Annotated in this window: 10 protein-coding genes and 1 pseudogene; 2 read left to right on the forward strand and 9 right to left on the reverse strand. The window is 73.5% G+C overall.

Annotated features, from left to right (window positions below; translation table 11 throughout):
* Positions 1 to 23: 23 nt before the first annotated feature.
* Together IL992_RS39085 and IL992_RS39090 are read right to left on the reverse strand one after the other, a co-directional pair.
* Entirely contained in the window at positions 24 to 1,994 is a 1,971-nt protein-coding gene (locus IL992_RS39085; RefSeq protein WP_193208347.1) for a hypothetical protein, read from the reverse strand.
* A gap of 183 nt (positions 1,995 to 2,177) precedes the next feature.
* On the reverse strand, positions 2,178 to 2,723 hold the full coding sequence (locus tag IL992_RS39090; protein ID WP_193208348.1) for a YbhB/YbcL family Raf kinase inhibitor-like protein: 546 nt from the start codon (positions 2,721 to 2,723) through the stop codon (positions 2,178 to 2,180).
* Between the two features lie 177 nt (positions 2,724 to 2,900).
* Here IL992_RS39090 and IL992_RS39095 point away from each other — a divergent pair, with 177 nt between their 5' ends.
* Positions 2,901 to 6,128 carry an AfsR/SARP family transcriptional regulator gene (locus tag IL992_RS39095; protein ID WP_193208349.1) on the forward strand — a complete coding sequence of 1,076 codons (3,228 nt, stop codon included), beginning with the start codon at positions 2,901 to 2,903 and terminating at the stop codon, positions 6,126 to 6,128.
* 33 nt (positions 6,129 to 6,161) lie between these two features.
* On the opposite strand, the gene IL992_RS39100 is transcribed toward IL992_RS39095, so the two are convergent.
* The 4 genes from IL992_RS39100 to IL992_RS39115 all read right to left on the reverse strand — a co-directional run bounded on the left by IL992_RS39100 (position 6,162) and on the right by IL992_RS39115 (position 10,181).
* Positions 6,162 to 6,974 carry an ABC transporter permease gene (locus IL992_RS39100; RefSeq protein WP_193208350.1) on the reverse strand — a complete coding sequence of 271 codons (813 nt, stop codon included), beginning with the start codon at positions 6,972 to 6,974 and terminating at the stop codon, positions 6,162 to 6,164.
* Positions 6,975 to 7,020: 46 nt separating this feature from the next.
* A complete protein-coding gene (locus tag IL992_RS39105) occupies positions 7,021 to 7,983 on the reverse strand; it encodes an ATP-binding cassette domain-containing protein (RefSeq protein WP_193208351.1) in 963 nt (320 codons plus the stop codon).
* Positions 7,984 to 8,109: 126 nt separating this feature from the next.
* The gene (locus tag IL992_RS39110; protein WP_193208352.1) at positions 8,110 to 8,931 is read right to left on the reverse strand and encodes an SAM-dependent methyltransferase; all 822 of its coding nucleotides are present in this window, start codon (positions 8,929 to 8,931) and stop codon (positions 8,110 to 8,112) included.
* Positions 8,932 to 9,020: 89 nt separating this feature from the next.
* Positions 9,021 to 10,181 carry an XRE family transcriptional regulator gene (locus tag IL992_RS39115; RefSeq protein ID WP_193208353.1) on the reverse strand — a complete coding sequence of 387 codons (1,161 nt, stop codon included), beginning with the start codon at positions 10,179 to 10,181 and terminating at the stop codon, positions 9,021 to 9,023.
* A 319-nt stretch (positions 10,182 to 10,500) separates the two neighbouring features.
* Here IL992_RS39115 and IL992_RS39120 point away from each other — a divergent pair.
* A pseudogene (locus tag IL992_RS39120) lies at positions 10,501 to 11,690 on the forward strand (RNA-guided endonuclease InsQ/TnpB family protein); the annotation flags it as partial.
* Positions 11,691 to 12,305: 615 nt separating this feature from the next.
* On the opposite strand, the gene sepH reads toward IL992_RS39120, so the two are convergent.
* From sepH to IL992_RS39135, 3 genes are all read right to left on the reverse strand, one after another.
* Entirely contained in the window at positions 12,306 to 14,507 is a 2,202-nt protein-coding gene (gene sepH / locus IL992_RS47115) for a septation protein SepH (RefSeq protein WP_226874621.1), read from the reverse strand.
* A 497-nt stretch (positions 14,508 to 15,004) separates the two neighbouring features.
* A complete protein-coding gene (locus IL992_RS39130) occupies positions 15,005 to 16,297 on the reverse strand; it encodes a D-arabinono-1,4-lactone oxidase (RefSeq protein WP_193208354.1) in 1,293 nt (430 codons plus the stop codon).
* An 87-nt stretch (positions 16,298 to 16,384) separates the two neighbouring features.
* Positions 16,385 to 17,590 carry an MFS transporter gene (locus tag IL992_RS39135; RefSeq protein WP_193208355.1) on the reverse strand — a complete coding sequence of 402 codons (1,206 nt, stop codon included), beginning with the start codon at positions 17,588 to 17,590 and terminating at the stop codon, positions 16,385 to 16,387.
* Between the last annotated feature and the right edge of the window lie 73 nt (positions 17,591 to 17,663).

The following is a 17,663-nucleotide window of genomic DNA, read 5'->3' on the forward strand; positions in this document are numbered from 1 at the left end:
TCACCAGGCAGGGAACGGGAAAATCACCGGTAGTAGTCGGGATAGTCGCTCTCCGGGTTACGGTGGCTGCCCCGCCGCCGCCCGCTCGCCGAGGTGGGGGTCTCGCCGTGGACCTCGTCGTAGGAGGGCCAGCTTCCGCCGGCGTTCTGCTCGGGCCACGACGGCTGGGCGCCGCCGTATCCCTGCTGCGGTTGCTGCCGGTCGTAGCCGTACTGGCTCTGCCCCGACGGCGCGTCGTAGCCCGCCGACTCGTACGGCGAGGCGGTCCCCGGGCCCGAGCCGGTCACTGTGTCAGAGGCGTCGATGGTCGCCCAGCCCGTGCTCACCTCGTACGACGGGGTGGAGGGCGCGGCGGGCGACGGCGTCGAGGCGGCCGGATAGCCACCCTCCGCCGAGTAGGTGGACGAGTAGCCGTCGTAGGCCGGGGTCTGGTAGGTCTCCGCGTTCGGCCAGGAGGAGGCGCCGCGCGGCGGTTCCGGGTCGTCGAGCACGTCGCGGGCGCCCGTCCAGGAGGGGTCCGTCGTGGGGGCGGAGGCGGCGGGGACCGGCGGGTAGCTGCCGGCGACCGGCCAGCCGGGGTCGGTGGCGCCCGCGCCGGAGCCTGTCACATCGCCCCCTGTCACACCACTGGCGCCGGTCGGGTTGGGCGGGTACGACGGCGAGGCGTCGGCCGCGCGGAACGGGCCCGTCGCGGCGCGGGACGGATCGTAGGCGTCGGACCGGGGCGTTTCGTAGCTCGCCGCCCACGCGTCGAAGGAGCCGCCGGTGGAGCGGGGCGCGGGGTCGGGGAGGGCGTCGGCAGGCGAGGCGGCGGGCGCCGCGGCCTCGAACGAGCCGCTCATACGGGCCGCGTCGTACGCGCCGGCGACGAAGGACCCGGTCGCCGGGATGGGGGAGGACGGCGCCGTGTCGTAGCCGCCGTCGGGGGAGCCCGCACCGCCCTGCGAGGCGAACGGTCCGGTGCCCGCGGGCGTGTCGTAGGCGGGGGCCCCGAACGGGCCGGTGCCCGCCGCGATCCCCAACGGGTCGGCGCCCGGCTGCGTCCCGTACGAGCCGGTGCTCGCGGACGACGGGAACGGGCCCGTGGCGCGCGGGCTGTCGTAGGAGCCGCCGGCCTGCCCGGCCTCGGCGGCAGCGGCGGCGGCGCGGCGGGCCGCGGCCCGCGACGGCCGGCCGGACCTGCTCGACCTGCGGGTGGACGTGCTCGGCGCGCTCGCCTGGGTCCCGGCGGCGGCCGCGAAGGGGTCGCTCGCGGGAGAGGCGGGGGCGCCGCTCACCGCGGGGGAGTCGAACGGGCCGGTCGTGCGGCTCGCGTCGAAGGGGCCGGTCGAGGGGACGCCGGCCGGCGCGACGGGGGCGTCGAGCAGGTCGGGCGTCGGCGCGGAGAAGGTGACGGTCTTCTGGTCGGCCATGGCCGAGGCGGAGACGGGGGTGGCGGGAGGCACGGGCTCGTCGGCGTCGGCGCGCCGGGCGCGACCGGGGCGGGCGGGAAGGGGGGCCTGCACGGTCGCGGCGTCGGGGTCGGCCACCTGGGCCGCGCCCGGGGTCTCGTCCACCGGCCGGGGGGTGGCCATCCTCGCGGCGATCGTCCCCCCGAAGCCGCCGTCGTCGGCGCGTACGCGAGACCAGTAGTCGTCGTCGTAGTCGTCGGCCTCGCCCCACTCGTCCACGCCACGCTTGCCGCGGGCGGCGGCGGGCTGTTTGCCGCCGCGCTGCGCGGGCCGCGCCGCCTGCCGTCCGCCGGGGCGGGGGGCCGGGCGGGGCGCCGGCCGCTGCTTCTCCGGCTCCTCGAAGGCGTCGAACCCCTTGGGGAAGCTCTCGAAGAACGTCTCCTCGGCGGGCCGGCGGGGCTTGGGACCCTTGTTTTCGGCCATCGCCTTGATGCGCTCGGCGGAGAGAGCACTCTCCCTGCGGTTCATCGACCGCATGCCCAGCGCCACGACCAGCAGCACGAGAAGCACGACGGCGACAAGACCCGTAATGACCGCAGTCATAGCACCACCCTCAAGGCCATGGCCTTTCTGCGGCGCCGGTGAGGTCGCGCGGCCATCGACGCGACCTGCCCCCTTTGATCACCTGCGCTCAGCAATTGGATCCGATTCTGCTCGACCACAATGACCGTTGTCACACCCTAGGTGAAGATTGGTGTAGCACGACTACCTCCGGTGCTCAGCATGTCACTCGATCGTGTTCGCCGTGAGGCGCCCACGGGCGATGGTGTGACTCGCGATGCTCCCCAGAGTCTGCGCGAGGTCGGCGCCCTGCTTCAGGTCGAGCTTCGCGTTCAGCGCGTAGACAGTGAAACGGTAGCTGCCGTCGGCCTGACATGGGGGCGCATAGCCCACCTTCCCGCTCGACGTCATGCCCTGCCGGGCGCCACGGGGGACGTCGTTCATGCCCAGCTCGGTCGTCGCGGGGTCGATGTCGAACACCACCCAGTGCACCTCCGGGCCGCTGTGGGGACTGTTGTCGTCGACCACGAGGGCCACCGACTTGGCGCCCGACGTGCCCGACCAGCGGAGAGGCGGGTTGCCCTGCCCCCCCTTACAGGAGTAGTCGTCCGGCAGGGGCGCGCCGTCGCGGAACTGCGGGCTCGACACGCTGATGACGTCGAGGTTCCTCGGCGATCCCCCGCCCAGGATTCCGCAGCCCGACGCGGCCAGCGTGAGCGCCGTCACCGTGACGGCGGCTCGCGTGACCGCTGATTTTCTCGGCGACCCCATGCCCGATGATGCTACGCGGATTGGACAGGTGCCCCGACCGGATCGCGGTGATCCGTACCGATGACCGTGCCCGCGCGAGCCGTTGACCTCCGTGTTCTCCCGAATCGATCCGTACGTACGGAGGACCGGTATGTGGGGTGAGAGGCTCCGGGCGCCCGTATCCGCCACAATCGAGGCATGCAGGGGGACACGCCGGGAGCGGGCATGAGCTTCGCCGTTCTGGGCCCCCTCGACGTACGGCGCGACGGGCGGCCGGTCGAGGTCGGCGGGCAGCGGCTGCGGGCCCTGCTGACGCTCCTGCTGCTGGACGCCGGCCGCACGGTCTCCACCGAGGCGCTCGTGGCGGGGGTGTGGGACGACCGCCCGCCCAGCGGCGTGGGGAACGCCCTGCAGGCGCTGGTGTCCCGGCTACGGGCCACGGTCGACCGCGGTCTGGTGGCCGGCGGGCCGTCCGGCTACCGCCTGGCCGTCTCCCCCGACCAGGTGGACCTTCACCTGTTCGGCCGCCTCGCGAGGGAGGGCGCGGCGGCGCTGACCGCGGGCGACGCGGGCCGCGCCGCCGGCCTGCTGCGTGAGGCGCTCGGCCTGTGGCGCGGCGCTCCGCTGACCGACCTGCCGAACGCCGAGGCCGAGGTGGCCCGGCTGGAGGAGCTCAGGACGGCGGCCACGGAGGACAGGATCGAGGCGGAGCTGGCCCTGGGCCGGCACGCCGGCCTGATCTCGGAGCTGCGGCTGCTCGTCACCGCTCATCCGCTGCGGGAGCGGCCGCACGGGCAGCTCATGCGCGCCCTCTACGGGTCGGGCCGCCGCGTCGAGGCGCTGGCCGCCTACGAGGAGGCCCGGTCGGTGTTCGCCGACCGGCTCGGGGCCGACCCCTCGCCCTCGCTGGCCGAACTCCACCTCGCGATGCTGCGGGGCGAGCCTGCCGCCGAGGGAACCCGGCCGGCACCGGTGGCGACACCCACGAGGCTCGGCCGGAGGGAGCAGGCGCTCGCCCGGGTGGACCAGGCGCCGCCGCGCGCCGCGCGCCGGGGCAACCTGAGGGCCCGGCTGACCAGCTTCGTCGGCCGGGACGACGACGTCGGCAGGATCGGCGCGCTCCTCGCCGCCGACCGCCTGGTCACGCTGCTCGGCCCGGGCGGGGCGGGCAAGACGAGGCTCGCGGTGGAGTCGGCCGAGGCGATCGCCGCGCGCGTGCCCGACGGCGTCTGGCTGGTCGAGCTCGCGCCGGTCGGGGACGCGGCGGAGGTGCCGCAGGCCGCCCTGACCGCGCTCGGCCTGCGCGACACCGGACCGGTGCCCGTGCGCGCGGTGCCCGCCGTGCCGTCCGCGCCGGGCGGGGAGTCCGACCCGGTGACCCGGCTCGTCTCCGCTCTGGCGGCACGCGACACGCTGATCGTGCTGGACAACTGCGAGCACGTGGTCGAGCCGGCCGCCGCGCTCGCCGACCGGCTCCTCGCCGAGTGCCCCGGCCTGCGCATCCTCGCCACCAGCAGGGAGCCGCTCGGCATCACCGGGGAAAGGCTGTGGCCGGTCGGGCCGCTCGGCGCCGGTCACGCCGTGCGGCTGTTCGCCGAGCGGGCGGCCGCCGTACGGCCCGGCTATCTGGTGGACGGCGAGCGCGACGCCGTCGAGCGCATCTGCCGCGAGCTCGACGGCATGCCGCTCGCCATCGAACTGGCCGCCGCACGGCTCCGCACGCTGTCGGCCGGGCAGATCGCCGAGCGGCTCGGCGACCGATTCCGGCTGCTCACCGGCGGAAGCCGTACGGCGATGCCCCGCCACCAGACGCTCCGCGCCGTCGTGGAGTGGAGCTGGGACCTGCTCGACGCCGGCGAGCGCGCACTCGCCGCGCGGCTGGCGGTGTTCGCGGGCGGGGCCACGCTGGAGGCCGCCGAGCAGGTCTGCGAGGGCGACATCGACGTGCTCGGCAGGCTGGTCGACAAGTCGCTGGTCGCCTTCGACGGCGGCCGCTACCGCATGCTGGAGACGATCAAGGCGTACGCCGCGGGACGCCTGGCCGAGTCGGGCGACGAGCGGCGGGTGCGGCTCGCCCACGCCGAGTTCTTCGCCCGCCTCGCCGAGGCCGCCGAGCCGCACCTGCGCCGGGCGGAGCAGATCGAGTGGTTGGCCCGGCTGTCGGCGGAACACGACAATCTGTCGGCGGCCCTCAGATGGGCCTGCGAGGAGGCCGAGACCGACCTCGCGCTGCGCCTGGTCGGCGGACTCGGGTGGTACTGGTGGCTGTCCGGCCACCGGCTGGAGGGCGCCCAGCGGTCGGCGGAGGCGCTCACCATGGCGGGCGACGACGCGGACCCCGTACGGCTGGCGCTGGCCCACGCGGTGCACGGCATCACGAGCGCGGGCGGGGAGGGGAACCTGGGGCAGGCCGGGCGGAGCCTGGCGGTCACGGTCCGCTACGCGCGCGACATCCAGGGCGCCGCCACGCACCCTCTCGTGGCGATCGCGACGCCGATCATGTCGATGTTCTCCGGCCTGCAGGGGGAGGCGGAGTCCCAGCTGGAACCGCTGCTCGGACATCCGGACGGATGGGTGGCCGCCTCCGCCCGCATCTTCCGCGCCCACCTGCACTTCAACGCGGGCCGATCCGAGGAGGGCGAGGCCGACCTGGTGCTCGCGCTCGACAAGTTCAGGACGGTCGGTGACCGGTGGGGGGTGGGGAACTGCCTGAGCGTCCTCGCGGAGACGAACGCGATGCGCGGCGATCTCCGGAAGGCCGTGCCCTTGATGGAGGAGGCGATCGCGCTCCTGGAGGAGGTCGGGGCCGTCGAGGAGACGCCGTTCCTGCGGACCCGCCTCGCCGTCACGCTGAGCGCGGCGGGCGACCGGGCGGCCGCCGAGGCGGCCCTGCGGGAGACCGAGCGGCTGTGCGGCGCCACCGGTGACCCCATCGGGCTGGCCGGGGTGCGGCACGTGCGGGGCGACTTCGCCAGGGCCGACGGCGACCTCGAGACGGCGCGGCGCCTCTACGACGAGGCCGTCCGGCTGCTGAAATCCACGCCGTCCATCCCGCAGTTCGAGGCGACGCTGACGACCTCGCTCGGCATGCTGGCCGAGCAGGAGGGAGACACGGCGGCGGCGCGCGTCCTACACGACAGGGCGCTGGCCCTCGCGGTGAGGTCCAACGACGCTCCGGTCGTCGGGCACGTGCTCGCCGGGCACGCGGCGCTCGCCGTCCGCGACGGCGACCACGCGCGGGCCGCCGTCATCCTCGGCGGGGCGGAGGCCGTCCGCGGGTTCGTCCACGACCTGGGCGTCGACCACCGGAGAGTGGCCGACACCGTGCGGGCCGCTCTCGGGCCCACGGAGTTCTCCCGGTGCCGTGAGCGCGGGCGCGCCATGAGCCGGGACGAGGTGCTGGCCTTCGCGTCCGGCACAACCTGAGCCCGCGGCCGCGGGCACCCCGCCGCGCTGCTTTCAGGCGCGGTTGCGGAAGGCGCGGACGGCGAGCGGGGCGAAGACCACGGTGATGCCCGCGGCCCACAGGAGCGAGATCGTGGCGTCGGACGCGACCGGCCCGCCGCTCAGCAGTCCGCGGACGGCGTCCGCCAGGTGGCTGACCGGGTTGACCTCCACCCACTTCTGCAGCCACGACGGCATGGTGTCGGTGGCGACGAAGGCGTTGCTGGTGAAGGTGATCGGCATCATCAGCGAGAACATCAGGATCTGCACCTTCTCCATGCTCGCCGCAGTGACCCCGACCAGCACCGCCATCCACGACATCGCGAGCGCGAACGTCAGCAGCAGCGCGAGCGCGCCGAGCACCCCGGCGATCCCCGTGTGCACGCGGAAGCCGAGCACCAGGCCCAGTCCGAGGAACAGGGCGAACGCCCAGACCTGCTTCAGCGTGTCGGCGACGATGCGCCCGGCCAGCGGTGCGGAGCGGGAGATCGGCAGGCTGCGCAGCCGGTCGAACACGCCCTTGGTGATGTCGACGTTCAGCCCGACGGCCGTGGTCATGCTCGCGAACAGCATGTTCTGCGCGACCAGGCCGGGCAGCGCGAACTGCAGGTAGTCGCCCGTGGACCCCGCGATCGCGCCGCCGAACACGTAGGTGAACAGCAGCAGGAACATGATCGGCTGCACGCTGAGGTCGAGCAGCTCCATCGGGTTGTGCTTGATCTGCACCAGGCTGCGCCAGGCGAGCGTCATCGTGTGGCGCAGGGCCGCTCCCGCGCCCGGCCGGGAGGACGCCGCGACCGCGGGCGCGGTATGGGTGATCGTGGTCATCTGCTCTCCTCGTCGCTTCGTGCGTTCTGTGACTCCCGTCGCGGTCTCACGCCGCGGCCTCGGCGTCCTGCTTCTCGTCCTCGGCGCGGTGCCCGGTCAGCGCGAGGAACACCTCGTCGAGGCTCGCCCGGCGCAGCGACAGCTCCGCCGCGACCACGTCGAGGTCGTCGAGGCGCCGTACGATCCCGGGGACGGCCGCGGGGTCGCGCACCGGGGCCGTGACCTGGCCCTGGGAGACCTCCGGCGTGACGTCGAGCACGTCGGCCACCACGCGGCGGACGAGATCGAGGTGGGCGGCCTCGATGGGCCGCACCTCCAGGACCTGGCCCCCGGTCGCCGCCTTCAGACCGTCCGGGGTGCCGCTCGCGATCACCTTCCCGTGGTCGAACACCACGATGTCGTCCGCGAGCTGGTCGGCCTCCTCCAGATACTGGGTGGTGAGCAGGACGGTCACGCCCTCGTCCTGGAGACCGCGGACGACGCCCCACAGCTCGGTGCGGCTGCGCGGGTCGAGGCCGGTCGTCGGCTCGTCCAGGAACAGCACCTGAGGGCGGCCCACGAGGCTCGCGGCGAGGTCGAGCCGGCGGCGCATGCCGCCCGAGTAGGTCTTGGCCGCCCGCCCGCCCGCGTCGGTGAGCGCGAAGCGGTCGAGCAGGCCGTCGGCCCGGTGCCGGGCGTCCGCCCTCGTCAGGCCCAGCAGGCGGCCGATCATCACGAGGTTCTCGACACCGCTCAGGGTCTCGTCGACGGCCGCGTACTGCCCGGTCAGCCCGATCAGCGAACGCACCTGGTGCGCCTGCCGGACCACGTCGAACCCCGCCACGCGCGCCCCGCCCCCGTCCGGCCGCACGAGTGTCGCCAGGATCCGCACCGCCGTGGTCTTCCCCGCCCCGTTGGGGCCCAGGACACCCAGGAGACGGCCCTGCGGCACCTCCAGGTCCACCCCGTCGAGCGCCCTCGTCTCGCCGTACCGTTTCGCCAGGCCCTCGGTCTGGATCGCATATCCCATGGCGTCTCCTCGGATCGTGTGCGCCTCCACTCTGCGGAGAGGCGCTGACACGGCCCTGAGGGCGGCCGTCAGCCGCTGACATATCGCTGACGGCACGCTGAGAAGGCGGAGAGGGCCGGCGAGGCCTCAGGGGCGGCGGGCCAGGACTCCGATGTAACCGCTGTTGTCCGGGTCGCCCGCGTACTGGTCGTGGCGGGGACGCCAGAGCTCGACGGGGACGACGCCGGGCTCCAGAACCTCCATGCCGTCCAGCATGGCGGCGAGTTCCTCGGGTCCTCGGTGCACGAAGCCCCCGGCGGAGGTCTTGCCGTAGACCGACTGCGCCTGCTCCACCTTGTTCTGGTCGGAGCGCCGGACATAGGTGTGGGAGATGGCGAGGTAGCCGCCGGAGGGCAGCCCGTCGCGAAGACACGAGACGATCCGGCTCACCTCCGCGTCGTCGGTGAAGAAGTGCAGGATCGCCAGCGCGAGGATCGCCACCGGCCGGCTGAAGTCCAGGTGCGCGCGGACCCGCTCGTCGGCGAGGATTTCGCCCGGCCGCTTCAGATCCCCCTGCACCACGAGGGTGTTGGGCGTGTTGGCGAGGATGGCGCGTGCGTGCACGAGAACCGTCGGATCGTTGTCCACGTAGACGGTGCGGGAACCGGGACCGTACGTCGCGGCGACCTGGTGCACGTTCTGCTGCGTGGGCAGCCCGGTCCCGATGTCGAGGAACTGACGCACGCCGGCATCGGCCAGTTCCCTGACCACCCGCACCAGGAAGGCGCGGTTGGCGCGGGCCAGCGCGGGGATGTCGTACCCCTGCTCACGCCCGAGCCGGATGACCCGCTCGGCCGCCTCACGGTCGGAGGCGAAGTTGTCCTTGCCGCCGAGGAAATAGTCGTAGATGCGCGCCACGCTCGGGACCTTCGGATTCACACCCGCCGGAACGCGTCCCGTCTCCGTCATTCATCGCCTTTCGCCCGACAAGTGCTCCACCGTGAAAAAGCCACTCATCGGCGATCATAGAAGGTGTGAGCACGCCTCATCCGGTGCGGTCAGCGGGGGGTCCGGGTCGGAGCGGGCGCCGGACGGAAGAGGAACACCTGATCGGGCCGCCCGGTGCAGGACTTCTGGGCGAGTTCCGCGCCGGGGGACACGTCGGCCTCGCCGTACAGCGCTCCCACGCACAGCCCGCTGTGCAGGGGGCGCAGGGCGAACCCCGCCCCCGCGGGCTTCAGCAGGAACCGCTGGTTCGCCGCCCCCGAGCAGTCCGCGGGAGCGATCAGCGCGCCCGGGCCGGTCAGCGCCTCGTCGACGGTGAGGCAGCCGACGCCCTCTTCGGGATGGTGCCACTGGATCTCGTGGGCGCCGCCGCCGGCCGCGTGCAGGTAGGTGTCGGGGACGACGCCGCGGCAGGGCCGCTGCACGGCCAGAGGACGGTCGGTGCGCTTGCTGCGCTCGCGTCCCTCCCCGACGCACAGGTCGCGTCCGGCGACGTGTGACGGGACGATGTGATACCACCCGTCGGGCGGCGTGCGACCACTTCCGGCCGCTGCGGTGGCGGGGGAGGCGGAGGGCGGTCTGCGGTCGCTCCCGGCCGTCGCGGTGGCCGGGAAGGCCGAGGGCCGCGCGTCGCCGCCGGCCCGGGAGACAGGCAGTTGCGCCAGGACCGCGCCCGTGGCGAGGAGCAGGACCACGACGCCCGCCCCCGCCACGGCGAACCGCCGCAGCGCCCGGGTCTCCGCTCGTACGGCGTCTCCGCCCGGTACGGCGGGGCCCGTGGGAACGGCCTGCTCGCGCCCGTCGGGATCGCCGGGATCGAAGCGATCGGCCTGATCGGGCCGGTCATCCTGGCCGGGCTGGTCCGGCGGGACGGGCGGGTGGTCCGGGCCGGCGGCCGCGTCGGGAGGCTCGGCCGGAAGCGTCATGCCGGCGGCCAGTCGTTTCCTGTGCGCCACCCAGCGCGCCGTCTCGGCCTCGCCGAGCCCGCAGGCCCGTACGAAGGCCGCCACGAACTCCTCCCTGGGGAGGGTCGTGCGCCCGAGGGCGCCCGCGATCGTGCTGGAGGGCAGCACGTCTCCCGACGCCTTCGCGGCGGCCGTGAGCTGCCGGTAGGTCAGGCCGGACCACTGGCGGAGACGGCCCAGCGCGGCGACGAATTCGGCCGGACTGGTCAGGCCGTCGGGCTGGGGAGGCGCGCTGAACGGCCCTGACACGACGATCCCCCCAAGCCACGCTTTGGCCTCGATCCGGGCGAAACACTAACAAAGATCGATGACGCAAGGCAGCCCCCCGGGTCAGCGGATTGCGCCGCCCGGAGGGCCTGGAGGTGGTGCCCGGTTCTTATCCCTGGTCGCGCTTGGTCACCGAAACCTCCGGAGGAAGCCCGGCCCTTCACTTCAGCTTCAAGGGCCGGGACGAATCCGGACCTCGCAAGGGGTGGCCCCGGCGAAGCCGGGACAAACCAGAGCCCGAAGCGCTTATGTCTTTCGTCTTTCGCTGACTAAGCGAGCAAGGGGACGGTAAAGTTCGAACGTGCGTACGGCCTACAGAGTGCGGGTCTACCCCACCACCGAACAAGCTACGGTGCTGAACCGTACGTTCGGCTGCGTACGCCTCGTGTGGAACAGGGTCCTGGCGTGGCGGCAGGCCCGCTACCGTGCCGAGGGCGTGACAACCACCTATGCGCAGACCGATCGGTACCTGACCGAGCTGAAACGCGACGGCGCCACGACTTCCTGTACGAGGTCTCCAGCGTCCCGCTGCAGCAGGCGCTGCGGCACCAGCACACGGCGTTCGTGAACTTCTTCGCCGGACGCGCCAAATACCCGCGGTTCAAGTCCCGGCACGGCCGCCAGTGCGCCACCTACACCCGCTCGGCGTTCCGCTGGCGCAACGGGAGGCTGTACCTGGCGAAGATGGACGAACCGATCGCGTTCGTGTGGTCCTGGCCCGGCGTGGACCCGGCTGCGCTGGACCCGACGACGGTGACCATCTCCCGTGACCCTGATGGCCGCTGGTACGCCTCCTTCGCGGTAGAGACCGGGACCGGACCCGAGCCGCTGCCCGCCACCGGCGATCACGCCGGGATCGACCTCGGCGTGACTGACTTCGCCGTTCTGTCCACCGGTGAGAAGATCCCCAACCCGCGCCATCTGGAGCGCAAGGCGCGCAATCTGGCCCGCTACCAGCGCAGGATGGCCCGCAAACAGCGCGGCAGCAGCAACCGGGCCAAGGCCAAGGCGAAGGTCGCCCGCGCCCACACCAAGGTGCGGAACGCCCGCGCCGACTTCCTGCACCGCACCTCCACCCGGCTGGTCCGCGACCACGACCTGATCGTGATCGAAGACCTCAACATCAAAGGCATGGTCCGCAACTGGCACCTCGCCCGGGTGATCTCCGACTGCGGGTGGGGAGAGTTCCGCCGCCAACTGGAGTACAAAACCCAGCGGTACGGCCGGCGCCTGGTCGTGATCGACCGCTGGTACCCCTCGTCCAAGACCTGCTCAGCGTGCGGGCGCCTGCTCGCCGAACTCTCCCTGTCCACCCGGCACTGGACATGCCCAGGCTGCGGCACCCGGCACGACCGGGACATCAACGCCGCCAAGAACATCCTGGCCGCTGGTCGAGCGGTATCTGCCTGTGGAGCTGATGTAAGTCATTCCGGGTCCTCCCGGGTGCGGTCGGCGGTGAAGCAGGAAGCCCAGCCCGTGAGGGTGGGAATCCCCCGCACATCAGGTCTTCGGGTCCCCGTCGTGGCTGTGCTGCGGGTCGACGCCGTCCCGGGGAAGGGTACGGATGGTGTCGAGGAAGACACTGTTCCAGTAGAGGACATGGTCGAAGGCGGACGCCTGCGGCGGTGGCCCCGTGACCGCCGCGTGCGCCGCCTGGGGGAGCGCCAGCGTGCCGGCGGTCACCAGAGCGGCCGCCGCGGTCACGCGTACACGTCTCCACCGTGATCGTCGATGCAAGGAGAACCTCCGTGGGGGAAGGCCCCGACCCCCCGGCCGGGTGCCGGAGAGAGGGGGCACCACGGAAGATCCTTGATCGACGAAAGGCGGGACAAGGTTCATGATCGTGCGGAACTGTTCCGGACGGCCCCATACGGCGCCGCTCGGGGTGAACCGCCTGGACAGCGGCCCGCGGTCTGGTCACGCCGCGTCTCGGGGCGCGTCCTGGGGCAACCGGGGGCTCGGGACGGGGGCATGACCCCGACAGACGGCTGAAGGCCGGTCGGTGAGTTCGTGAACTCGCCGACCGGCCTTCTCGCGCCGGGTCGTGATGACGCCGGCCCCGTGGACGGTTCCGCCGCGGCGCCCGAGGGCACCGTGTCCTGTGGGTCAGTCCTGCTTGCGCGCGCCGAACATGATCTCGTCCCAGGTCGGCACCGACGCACGGCGTCCGCGCGACTTGCGGGGTCGCGGGGGAGCCGGCTTCGGCACGGGCGGGGCGGGCGTCTCGGGCTTGGCGTCCTTCGGAGCCTCCTTCGCCCCGTCCTTGGACCCGTCGCCGGCACGCTGCGTCTTCCCGGCGTCCCCCGTCCGGGGCGCCGGGGCGCCAGCGGGAGCCGCCGCCGGAGCCGGGGGCGTGGTGGCCTCTGCCGCCGGAGCGGCAGGAGCCGCCGGTGTGGCCGGAACGGAAGGTGCTGCGGTGGGCTCCGGGGTGGGCGCCGAAGCGGACTCTGCGGGCGTGCCCGGCGCGGGCACGCCCGCCGCCGCGGCGCCGGCCGCGGGGCCTGCCGTGGGTTCCTTCCCGGAGTCCGCGGGCGGAGCGGGTGCGGGGACGGGAGCAGCGGCCGCAGGCGACGCCTCGTCCGTCGCGCCGCCCTCGGCCGGGTGCACGGCCGTGCCCGTGTCCATGGCCACCGCCGTGTCCGCGCCCGCGCCGGGGACCGGTTGCGACGCGGACGCACCGGGCGAGGGCTCGGCCGGTGTCGCGGCCTCCGCGGCCGGGCCGGGGACCGACGCGGCGGCCTCCACGGCGGTCTCCGTGCTCTCTCGGCCGGAGGCGCCGCCCTCGGCGTCCTGAGGGGACACCGCGGCGGTCACGACGTCCGTCGCCCCGGAGCCTGTCGTCCCGGAATCCGGAGTGGAGTCCGGAGCGAAATCCGTGGTAGGCGTGGTGCTGGTGGTCGTCGTGGGGTCCTCGGCGGCCACCCGGTCCACGGGCGTCGCCGGACGCGCGGCCTCCTGCGCGTCCGCCGCTCCACTGGGCGGCGTCACGCTGGTGGGGGCGTCGGGCGCCGCGTCCGGGGCGGCAGGCTCCTGCGGGCGGGACGCCGGTCCGGCGACGGCGGCCTCGCCGACGGCCTCCACGGCGGCGGGCCGGGGCACGCCGGACTCGACGGCACTGTCCCCGCCGGTCGCAGGGGCCGGCACGGGGGCGTCCGCCACAGGAGCGGGAGCGGTGGCATCCGCGGCAGGCTGGGACGCGGCCTGGCGTTCCACCGCATCCTGACCGTCCTCGCGGCGCGCGCCGTCTCCGGAGGTCTCCCGGCCCGGAGCGTCCGGAACGCCCGCGCCGGCCGGGGTGGCGTCGAAGGGCGTACGCGGGTCGGAGGGCGTAGGCGGAGGAGCGGCCTGCGCCGCGGATTCGGCCCGCGGCCTGTCCTCCACCCTGTCCTCGACCCTGGGCTCGGCGGGGGGCGGCGGGGGCACGGCATCGGGGGTGGCGACGAGCGACTGCGGCAGCCGGAAGGGCACCGGGGTCAGCTCGGGCCGATAGGCCGCCGGCTCGTCCGCGTACGGCTCGGGCCGGCCGGTCTCCGCGCGCAGCGGCGGGCTCAGCCGCGGCGGCGGCACGGGCTCGGGGAGCGCGGCGGGCTCGGAGCGTACGGCGGGCACGCTGAGCCCGGGCTCGTCGCGGCGGGGAGCGGTCTCCTCGGGCAGCGGCGGCACCGGGGCGAGCTTGGACGCGAGGCGGGGCACGAAGGGCCGCACGGTGGCGTCGTCCCGCTCCGGCTCGACGTACTCGGCGGCCGACAGGCGCATGGCCTCGTCGTCGTTGGGGGTGATGTGGCGGCGGCGCGGGTCGAAGAGCCACTCGGCGTGGCGGGTGTGACCGTTCCAGACGAAGCCGAGCCGCACCCGCCAGAGGTTGTCGTCGCGCTTGGCGGAGTCCCAGTCGATCTCGTCGGCGGGCACGCCGCGCCGGGTCAGCCGCTCGGCGACCAGCTCGCCGAGCGTGGGCCCGGGAGTCGTCTCGCCCGGCATCCGGACCGAGACCCGCTGGGCCTGCTGGGCCATGTACTCGCGCTCCTGGAGAACCGGTCCCTCGAACCAGCGGACTCTCTCCACCGGAATGCCGGCGGTGGCCGCGATCTCCTCCGCCGTCTCGCCGGCACGGATGCGCGCCTGGATCTCCTTGGGACGCAACGGGCTCTCCACTTCGATCTCGTACTGGCCGAGACGGGAGAAGTTGCCGCGGACCGCAGCGCGGAGCCGGTCGTCGACGGGCAGCGTGAAGCGCGTGCCCCGCCCGGCCGTCGCCAGGACGAGGTACGTTCCGTCCTCACTTACCGCGACGAGACGGAGCTCCTGCATGCGAGTCCCTTCGTCGTCGTGCTCTGTCTTCCCCCGGACCCTTGAGTCTCTCGCGTGAGCCGGTTGCCTTCCAGCACCGTACCCGGCATGTCCGAACATCGCCTCGCCAGGGGGCGAGGCAGGTGTTGTGACCCCGGTCACATTTTTCGCGTTCACCTTTCCGCAACCTGTCGGTCGTGTGGGAGCGGCAGTCCACAGGCGGCCGCGCCGCCGATCCGGCCCACAAGGCGAGAGCGAGGGTCGTGTCTCCTCAAGTGGTGCGCGCCCACCGCCCGTCCGTACGGCGCGGGCGCGGCGCACGGCGGCGTGACCGTGCCGTACGCCGTGCGGCCGGACCTGCGGGAGGGTCTCATTCCTGCTTGCTCCCTCGGGTTCGAGTGGCGCGCCGGGCTCTGGTGTGCCCGTGCTCCGCAATGTGCCTGCCCGAGGGCCGGCGCGGGCAACGCGACACGCGGAAGACGCCGGACCGTGGAGAGGGACTTTACGCGTCGATGGGGTCAGCCTTCCCGCGACGCGCCGAGCACCCGGTCGAGGTAATCGTTGCCGAACAGCCCGTCCGGGTCCATCTCGCGGCGCAGCGCGAGGAAGTCGCCGAACCTCGGATACACGCCACGCAGGTAGTCCGCGTCACGGGTGTGCAGCTTGCCCCAGTGGGGCCGGCCCCCCAGCCTGACCATGATCTCCTCCACGCCCTCGAAGTACGCGGGGTTGGGCGCCTGGCGGTAGACGTGGCAGGCGACGTACGCCGAGGGCCTGCCGTACGCGGTGGACAGCCAGGCGTCCGAGGGCGGCGTGACCCGGACCTCGACGGGGAAGGTGATCGGCCAGCCCGACCGCTCCACGAGGTCCCGCGTCTCCCGCAGGGCCTGGGTGAGGTGGTGGCGCGGGACGGCGTACTCCATCTCCAGGAAGCGGACCTCGCGCACGGACGTGAAGATCTTGTAAGAGGTGTCGACGCACTCCGACGAGCCGAGCAGGCGGCCGGAGATCCCGTTGATCGCGGGCACCGCGCCGGGGAAGCGCGCCCCGACGGCGCAGGCCGCGCCGAACAGCGTGTTCTCCAGGAAGACGTTGTCGAGCCAGCGCTTGAAGGCGGCGGGCGGCCGGGCCGGTCCGCTGTCGCGGTTGTTGCGCTTGACCAGGCAGGTGTCGGTGTGGGGGAGCCAGAAGAAGTCGAGGTGGTCGTCGGCCTCCGTCAGGTCGTCGAGCGTGTCGAGGATCCGGCTGAACGCCATCGGCTCGCGCCGGTTGCGCAGCAGGAACGCGGGTTCGACCCGGAACGTGACGGCGGTCAGGATGCCCAGCGCGCCGAGGCCCACCCGGGCCGCGTCGAACAGGTCGCCCCCGCGCACGGTCGTCACGGAGCCGTCGGCGAGGACCATCTCCAGTTCGACGACCTGGTCGGCGAGGCCGCCGACGTGCCTGCCGGTGCCGTGGGTCCCGGTCTGGATCGCCCCGGCGGCGGTCTGGGCCGTGATGTCGCCCATGTTGGCCAGCGCCAGGCCGCGCCGGTGGAGTTCCTCGTTGAGCACGTGGAGCGGGGTGCCCGCGGCGACCTTGACCCACCCGTCGCCCGCGTCGAGGACACCGGTCAGCGCGCCGGGCCGCAGCAGGATGCCGTCGGTGAGCGCGACCCCGGTGAACGAGTGCCCCGTGCCGGTCATGCGCACCCGCCGGCCCGTCTTCGCGGCGTCCCGTACGGCGTCGGCGACCTCGGCGGCCGACGCGGGGGCGCGGACCTCGGCGGGGGTGACCGACTGGTTGCGCGCCCAGTTGACGAAGGCGTCCATGCTCCTCCTCGCCCCGGCACCTTGCCCCGGGGTGAACATGAACACTACTCATGAATTGCCCCGCTGCCTACGGGGCCGGCCTCGGTCTCAGTTGGTGTGCTGGTGACGCACTCGGACCAGCGCGGAGCCGGCGAGGCCCACGACGGCCGCGAGCAGCGCGCAGGCGTAGGAGAAGCCGTACGCGTTGGACGCGCCGAACAGGTCGGTCAGCCGTCCGCCCGCCCAGGAGCCCACGGCGACGCCGAGATTGATCGAGGTGGTGATCCACGCCATGCCCTCGTTGAGCTGGGCCGCCGGGACCAGGCGTTCCACCAGCGAGAACCCGGTGATCAGGGTGGGCGAGATGGACAGGCCGGCGACGAAGAGCGCCAGCGCCATGACCCGCACGTCGCGCATGAGCAGCACCGGCGTGAGCCCGGCGGCGAACAGCGAGAGCCCCCGGACGAACCGGGCGCGCAGGCTGATCTTCCACCGCCGCGAGCCGTACCACAGGCCGGAGACCGCGCTGCCGCACGCGATCGCGGCGAGCAGCAGACCGGCCGCGCCCTTGCTGCCGTGCTCCTCGGCGAAGGCCACGGTGATGATGTCGACAGAGCCGAACACCGCGCCCATGGCCAGGAAGACCGCCGACAGCAGCGCCACGCCCGGGATCGCGATCGGGGATCCGGCCGCCCCCCGGTGCCGTACGGCAGGCGGTTCGGTGCCGCGGAGCGAGGCGAACGCCAGCGTGCCCGACACGGTCAGCACGATCGCGGCGATCAGGCCCGCGTAGGGGTTGATCGCGATCGTGAGGGCGGTCACGAAGGCCGGGCCGCCGACGAAGATCACCTCATCGGCCACGGACTCGAAGGAGAACGCGGTGTGCAGCGTGGCGGGGTCGTCGAGCACGTGCGACCAGCGGGCCCTGACCATGGAGCCGAGCGAGATCCCGGTGGCCCCGGACGCCGCGCCTGCGGCGTACAGCGTCCACTCGGGTACTGAATCGTTCGCGCTGGCGTGCGCGCACAGCATCAGGGTGGCGAGCGAGCAGCCGTGCAGCAGCACCAGCGGGACCAGCACCCGCGCCTGGCCGAACCGGTCGACCAGCCGCCCGGAGAGGGGCCCGGCCACGGCGACCGCGATCGAGAGGGTCGCCGCCACGGCCCCCGCCTTCGCGTACGAGCCGGTGATGGCGGTGATCAGCAGGATGACGCCGATGCCGAGCATCGACATGGGCGCCCGCCCGACGAAGCCCGCGATGACGAAGCCCTTGACTCCGGGCGTGCCGAACAGCCCGCGGTACGGCCCGACCATGTTGTGTTCCCCTTCGGCACTGTGCTCGGCACTGTGGTGCGTGTGCGTCCGGGCCGGCCGTTCTACAGCGGCG

Source organism: Microbispora sitophila, from assembly GCF_014892245.1.
Taxonomy (GTDB): domain Bacteria; phylum Actinomycetota; class Actinomycetes; order Streptosporangiales; family Streptosporangiaceae; genus Microbispora; species Microbispora siamensis.

What these genes read in the sequence shown, in the direction of transcription:
- IL992_RS39085 (WP_193208347.1), bottom strand. Translation starts at nt 1,994, where the DNA reads ATGACTGCGGTCATTACGGGTCTTGTCGCCGTCGTGCTTCTCGTGCTG.
- IL992_RS39090 (WP_193208348.1), bottom strand. Translation starts at nt 2,723, where the DNA reads ATGGGGTCGCCGAGAAAATCAGCGGTCACGCGAGCCGCCGTCACGGTG.
- IL992_RS39095 (WP_193208349.1), top strand. Translation starts at nt 2,901, where the DNA reads ATGCAGGGGGACACGCCGGGAGCGGGCATGAGCTTCGCCGTTCTGGGC.
- IL992_RS39100 (WP_193208350.1), bottom strand. Translation starts at nt 6,974, where the DNA reads ATGACCACGATCACCCATACCGCGCCCGCGGTCGCGGCGTCCTCCCGG.
- IL992_RS39105 (WP_193208351.1), bottom strand. Translation starts at nt 7,983, where the DNA reads ATGGGATATGCGATCCAGACCGAGGGCCTGGCGAAACGGTACGGCGAG.
- IL992_RS39110 (WP_193208352.1), bottom strand. Translation starts at nt 8,931, where the DNA reads ATGACGGAGACGGGACGCGTTCCGGCGGGTGTGAATCCGAAGGTCCCG.
- sepH (WP_226874621.1), bottom strand. Translation starts at nt 14,507, where the DNA reads ATGCAGGAGCTCCGTCTCGTCGCGGTAAGTGAGGACGGAACGTACCTC.
- IL992_RS39130 (WP_193208354.1), bottom strand. Translation starts at nt 16,297, where the DNA reads ATGGACGCCTTCGTCAACTGGGCGCGCAACCAGTCGGTCACCCCCGCC.
- IL992_RS39135 (WP_193208355.1), bottom strand. Translation starts at nt 17,590, where the DNA reads ATGGTCGGGCCGTACCGCGGGCTGTTCGGCACGCCCGGAGTCAAGGGC.